The organism is Herbaspirillum robiniae, assembly GCF_002213415.1.
Classification (GTDB): Bacteria; Pseudomonadota; Gammaproteobacteria; order Burkholderiales; family Burkholderiaceae_D; genus Herbaspirillum; species Herbaspirillum robiniae.
Genome location: NZ_NJGU01000001.1, coordinates 1,138,857 through 1,144,856, shown reverse-complemented (window position 1 = coordinate 1,144,856; position 6,000 = coordinate 1,138,857). Strand labels below are relative to the sequence as shown.

Here is a 6,000-nt window from a genome sequence, read left to right as displayed (position 1 = left end):
TGTTGTTGTTGTTGTTGTTGTTGTTGTTGTTGTTGTTGTTGTTGTTGTTGTTGTTGTTCAGGGCCGCCGGGCTGATGCCGGCGGCTTTTGTTTTTTCTGCGGCCACTTCAAGCCGTGAATCTTCAGGGCCTGCATCTTCGGCGCGGGCATCTTCACCGGCGGTATTGACCGCTCCTGCTTCCGCTCTCGTTCCCGCTCTCGTTTCTGCTGTTGAGCCCGCATCCGGGGCGTCACTTGCTGTGGCACCTGCCCAAGCGCCGCCCGCCGCATGCCGGCTCGCCGCGCGCAGCCGTCCGGCGGCGGTGTCCACTTCCATTGCCGCACTGTCTTCTTCGCCGGCCGGCGCTTGCAGCAGGTTGCCGCGCAGCAGGACGCCATGCCCGATAAAGTCGGCCGCGAAGCGCGTGGCCGGGCGGTGGTAGAGGGCGTAAGGCGTATCCCATTGCTCCAGCCGGCCTTGCCGCATCACGCCGACCACGTCGCCGACGGCGAAGGCTTCCATCTGGTCGTGGGTCACCATCAGCGCGGTGGTGTGGGTCCGTTTCAGGATGTCGCGCACGTCGTGCGCCAGCCGTTCGCGCAATTCCACATCGAGGCTGGAGAAGGGTTCGTCCAGCAGCAGCAGGCGCGGCTGCGGGGCCAGCGCGCGCGCCAGCGCGATGCGCTGCTGCTGGCCGCCGGAGAGCTGGTGCGGGAACTTGCCTTGCACCTCAGGCAGGCCGACCAGCGCCAGCATCTCGCCGACGATGCGCGCGCGTTCGCCGCGCGCCATGCCGCGCAGGCCGAAACCGACGTTGGCGGCCACGTCCAGGTGCGGGAACAGCGCGAAGTCCTGGAACACCATGCCGATGCGCCGCTCCTCGGCGGGTACGCGCGTGCCTTCGCCTTCCAGCAGGCGGCCGTCGAGCAGGATGCGTCCGGATTGCGCCGGCTCCAGCCCGGCCACCGCGCGCAGCAGGCTGGTCTTGCCGCTGCCGGAAGGACCGAGCAGCACGCCCAGTTCGCCCGGCCGCAGCTGCAGCGAGACGGCCTCTACCGCCGGCGCGGCGGTGCGTGGATAACGGATGCTGACCTGCCGGACTTCCAGAAACATGGGCTGCTCGCTCAAATGGTTACAATTCGCATTCGCCCGAGTGTAGCGCATGCGGTTACCAGGCCCTGTTTTCACTCGCGTAGCTTGTTCTCATTCTTCCCGTTCATTCATGCACATCATCGGTTTGCTCGCAGTCCTCATCGCCTTGCCCATCCTCGGCATCCTCGGCGCCTGGTTCGGTCTGGATGCGGCCGGCATCGACGGCCTGCGGCACCAGATGCAGACCGTTCTGCCGGGTTACCTCGCCACTTCCGGCTGGCTGGCCCTGATGGTGACGTTGGGCGTGGTGCTGGTGGGCGGCGCCTCGGCAGTGGCGATCAGCCTGTTCGAGTTTCGCGGCAAGCGCTTCCTGTCGTGGGCGCTGCTGTTGCCGATGGCGATGCCGGCCTACGTTTCGGCGTATGCCTATACCGATTTCCTGCAGTACGCGGGCCTGGTGCAAACCGCCTTGCGCGGCTGGTTCCCGGGGTTCCGGTTCGACGTGCGGGGGCTGGCCGGCGCCATCTTCATGTTCGTCTTCACGCTGTATCCCTATGCCTACCTGCTGGCGCGCAATGCGCTGTCCGAGCGCGGCACGCACCTGATGGAGGCGGCGCGCATGCTGGGCACGCCGCTGCCCGAGCGCATCCTGCGCGTGGCGCTGCCGCTGGCGCGGCCGGCGTTGATGGCGGGCGCGGCGCTGGCGCTGATGGAGACCCTGGCCGACTACGGCGTCTCGGCCTACTTCGGCCTCACCACTTTCACCACCGGCATCTACAAGGCCTGGGTGGTGCTGGACGACCGCATCGCCGCCGCCCAGTATGCCTCGGCGCTACTGCTGTTCGTGGCCATATTGTTGTGGCTGGAACGGCGCGAACAGCAGCGCATGCGCTTTGCGGCCACGCGCGGCGGGCGCGGCAACGACGGCGCCGAGGCGCGCCTGCCGGTGCTGTCGGGCGCCAGGGCCGCGCTTGCGTGGCTGGTGTGCGGGCTGCCGGTGTTGCTCGGCTTCGCGCTGCCGGTGCTGATCCTGCTGCAATTGTGGTGGGGCGAGCTGGGGCGGCCGGCGCAGGCCGGGTTCGACGGCGGGCAGGCGGCCCTGTTCGACGCCGCGCGTTACGCCGGCTGGGTGTGGAACAGTTTCCGCTTCGGCGGCATGGCGGCGGCCGCGGCGATCGTGCTGGCCTTGTCGCTGTGCTTCGCCCAGCGCGCCGGCGGCCTGTCGCGCGTGTGGGGCTGGCTGCTGCGCTTCACCGCGCGGCTGGCCGGCATGGGTTACGCCATCCCCGGCTCGGTGATCGCCATCGGCATCCTGCTGCCGGTGGCGTGGCTGCAGGCGCTGTGGCCGGCGGCCGGGCTGGGCGTGCTGCTCACGGCCAGCTCGCTGGGCGTGGTCTACGCGTATCTGGTACGCTTCACGGCGGTTGCGGTGCAGTCGGTGGAGTCCGGCTATACGCGTATTCCCGCCAGCCTGGACGAGGCCGCGCGCACCCTGGGCAGTTCGCGCGCGGCGATTGCCTGGCGCGTGCATGCGCCGCTGTTGTGGCGCTCGCTGGCGGTGGCCGGGCTGATGGTGTTCGTTGACGTGGTGAAAGAATTGCCGGCGACGCTGCTGTTGCGTCCCTTCGACACCGACACCCTGGCCGTGATCGCCCACAACCTGGCGCGCGACGAGCGGCTGGGCGAGGCGGCGCTGCCGGCGTTGTCCATCGTGGCGGTGGGCCTGCTGCCGGTGCTGCTGGTGATGCGCGCGCTGGACGGCCCGGGACGCGCGCGGCCCTTGCAATCGGGCGCTCCGCCCGCATAACGGCAAGACGATGCGACAGCCGATGGCGCGCAAGAACATGCAACATGCGGCAACAACAAAGCGAATGGAGAAGAAATGAGCCAATACGACTATGACCTCTTTACCATCGGCGGCGGCTCCGGCGGCGTGCGCGCCGCGCGCTTCGCCGGCCAGGCCGGCGCCCGCGTGGGACTGGCCGAGAAGGGCGATCTGGGCGGCACCTGCGTCAACGTCGGCTGCATTCCCAAGAAGCTGATGTCCTACAGCGCCCACTATCACGGCGACTTCGCCGACGCCGCCGGCTACGGCTGGACGCTGGGCGCGCAGCCGACGTTCGACTGGTCCACGCTGATCGCCAACAAGGACCGCGAGATCGCGCACCTGAACGACATCTACAAGCGCCTGCTGGACGGCGCCAACGTGGCCCTGCACCGGGGCTTTGCCACCGTGGAGGACGCGCACACCGTCAACGTCGACGGCCAGCGCTTCACCGCCAAACACATCCTAGTGGCCACCGGCGGCCATCCCGACAAGCCCGAGATCCCCGGCAAGGAGCTGGGCATCACCTCCGACGATTTCTTCCACCTGAAGGCCCTGCCCAAACGCGCGGTGGTGCTGGGCGGCGGCTACATCGCCGTGGAGCTGGCCTCTATCCTCAACGGCCTGGGCACGCAGGTCACGCTGGTGTATCGCCGCGACCGCCTGCTGCGCAGCATGGACGCCGACCTCGGCGTGCACCTGGCCGACGAGATGTCCAAGAAGGGCATCAAGCTGGTGTTCAACGCCAACATCGAATCGCTGGCGGCGCCGCAGGCCGGCGAGCAGGTCGCCAAGACCGTGCGCCTGACCAACGGCGAGAGTCTCGAGGCCGAGTGCGTGCTGTTTGCCACCGGCCGCACGCCCAATACCGCAAGGCTGGGCCTGGAGCGGGCCGGCGTGACGCTGGAGAAGAACGGCGCCATCAAGGTCAACGACAACTTCGAGAGCAACGTGCCGTCCATCCTCGCCGTGGGCGACGTGATCGACCGCGTGGCGCTGACGCCGGTGGCGCTGGCCGAGGCGATGGTGGTGGTGGCGCGCCTGTACGGCCGCGGCGAGCGCGTCATGTCCTACCGCAATATTCCGACCGCGGTGTTCAGCCATCCCAACATCGGCACCGTGGGCCTGACCGAGGAGGAGGCGCGCAAGGAAGTCGGCGAGGTGAAGATCTTCAAGACCGATTTCAAGCCGCTCAAGAACACGCTCTCGCGCAACACCGAACGCACCTTCATGAAGCTGGTGGTGGACGCGAAGACCGACCGCGTGCTCGGCGTGCACATGGTCGGCAGCGACGCCGGCGAGGTGATCCAGGGCTTCGCCGTGGCGCTGCAATGCGGCGCCACCAAGGCGCAGTTCGACATGACCATCGGCATCCACCCGACCTCGGCGGAAGAGTTCGTGACGATGCGTACGCCGGTGGCCTGAAGCCTGGTCGAGCTGCACAACCAGAAACGGGGATGACATCGTCATCCCCGTTTTTTTACGTCGCCGGCCCGGCCACGGGGCTCATCGCCACAGCGCGTAGCCGATGCGGAACTGCGGATGTTCCTTCTGGTTGTAGGTCAGCAGGCTCTCGCCGTAGCCGTAGAAATAGCTCGCCACCAGGTAGCCGGCGGTACCGGGAATGAGCTTGGATATCGGGTAGGAGACCTGGGTGTCGGTGCTGCCGTTATGGTTGCCGTTGCCCCGGCGCAGCGTGGTGGCCAGCTCCCAGCCGTCGGGTTTGCCGTAGGCCAGCTTCAGGTCCATGTGGCCGCGGTAGGCGCCGATGTCGGGGTTGTCGCGGGTGGGGCCGAGGTAGGCGTAGACCTTGGGCGACACCGTCAGGTGGTAGTCGTTGAGGTTGCCGACGTTGAGCGTGGGCTGGATGAAGTAGGTGTTGATGCTGCGCGATTCGGCGCCGTCTTTGCCGTTGGATTCGTGCTCCAGGCCGGTGGCGATGCCGATGCGGCTGAACACGCGATTCTGGATGCCGACGTCGGGCAGGTAATAGAACACGCTCGGGCGATAGCTGGTGTCGCGGAACGGGGCCGACGGCGCCGACAGGTCCCACAGGGAGAATTGCGTGTAACCGAAGTAGAGGTTGTCCAGCAGGCTCTTCGAGCGCGGGTCGTCCGGCACGAACAGGCGGAACTTGAAGCTGAGCTGGAACTTGGCATTGGTGTTGTCGCCGCTGTTGCCGATCTGGAAATACATCGGCTCGTTGAACGAGAGCCGACTGCTGTTGGACAGGATGTCTTCCGCCGCCGGCGCGCTGGCGACCGGCGACGCATTGGCGCCGGGCGTGGCGACCGAGGCCGACGGCGCGACCGGGGCCACCTTGCTGGAGGAGTCCGCCAGCGGTACGTTGAGCAGGTCAGGCGAGGGGGCCAGCGGCGGCAGGCTGGGGTCCGGGCGCACGACCGCGACCAGCACCGGGGAGGCGTCGATGCCGATGGGTTCGATGCGCACCATGCCGCGCAGCCGGTTGGGCAGCATGCCGTGGTAGCGCACCTTGCGGAATTCCCCTTTCTTCAGCGTCACCTGGCCGTCCTGGTCCGTGCCGTCGCGTTGCAGGGCGATCTGCACCGGCGGGATCATGTCGGCCGAGGCGGCCACCATGATGGTCGGCGGCAAGCGGTAGGTGCGTTCGGACTGCTCATCCTCGCTGACCAGCAGCGTCAGTTCCAGCGGCTTGGTGGCGTCCACCCGCTTGGGCGGCTGCAGCATCGAGACGCCCGCCTGCGCCGCATCGGGGACGGCGAGCAGGAGCGAGGCGGCGCACAGCGCACAGGCGAGCGAAACGGGGGACGGGCGGAAATGGGGAAGGGCGTGGGCGCGGCGCATTATTGTCCTGAATAAAGTTGGTATTGGTTTTGGCCGTTAACTAAATTGAATGAAGCAGCGTCTGAAATGTGAAGCCGGGCATCGGGCCGGCGCGGTGCGCCAGGCCAATGCCCGTCGGCGTATCTCCGGTGAAGATGCGGCTACGCCGCTGCAGGCAGATTGGTGCGATTCTTGATTCTTGTAAAGCGCCTGCCTGCTGACAGATCAATTGCCGTCAATAAAGTTGCCGTACTCGCATCCGGCGATGGCCGGGAGGAAAGGAGGGAGGAAAAAATTG

Annotated in this window: 4 protein-coding genes; 2 read left to right on the top strand and 2 right to left on the bottom strand. The window is 67.2% G+C overall.

Translation table 11 applies throughout. The annotated features are described in order from the left end of the window. Positions 1-1,093 (bottom strand): ABC transporter ATP-binding protein (locus tag CEJ42_RS05050; protein WP_243397775.1); only part of this gene is annotated, 1,093 nt, incomplete at its 3' end. A 109-nt stretch (positions 1,094-1,202) separates the two neighbouring features. On the opposite strand from CEJ42_RS05050, the gene CEJ42_RS05045 reads away from it, so the two are divergent. Together CEJ42_RS05045 and gorA are read left to right on the top strand one after the other, a co-directional pair. Next, positions 1,203-2,879 (top strand): ABC transporter permease, encoded by a 1,677-nt coding sequence (locus CEJ42_RS05045; protein WP_088750173.1) that lies wholly within the window; start codon positions 1,203-1,205, stop codon positions 2,877-2,879. Between the two features lie 75 nt (positions 2,880-2,954). Then, positions 2,955-4,322 (top strand): glutathione-disulfide reductase, encoded by a 1,368-nt coding sequence (gorA, locus tag CEJ42_RS05040; protein WP_088750172.1) that lies wholly within the window; start codon positions 2,955-2,957, stop codon positions 4,320-4,322. 81 nt (positions 4,323-4,403) lie between these two features. On the opposite strand, the gene CEJ42_RS05035 is transcribed toward gorA, so the two are convergent. Beyond that, positions 4,404-5,723 carry a phospholipase A gene (locus CEJ42_RS05035; protein ID WP_088750171.1) on the bottom strand — a complete coding sequence of 440 codons (1,320 nt, stop codon included), beginning with the start codon at positions 5,721-5,723 and terminating at the stop codon, positions 4,404-4,406. Between the last annotated feature and the right edge of the window lie 277 nt (positions 5,724-6,000).

Coding starts and splice junctions, on each gene's coding strand:
- CEJ42_RS05045 (WP_088750173.1), top strand. CDS start 1,203: ATGCACATCATCGGTTTGCTCGCAGTCCTCATCGCCTTGCCCATCCTC.
- gorA (WP_088750172.1), top strand. CDS start 2,955: ATGAGCCAATACGACTATGACCTCTTTACCATCGGCGGCGGCTCCGGC.
- CEJ42_RS05035 (WP_088750171.1), bottom strand. CDS start 5,723: ATGCGCCGCGCCCACGCCCTTCCCCATTTCCGCCCGTCCCCCGTTTCG.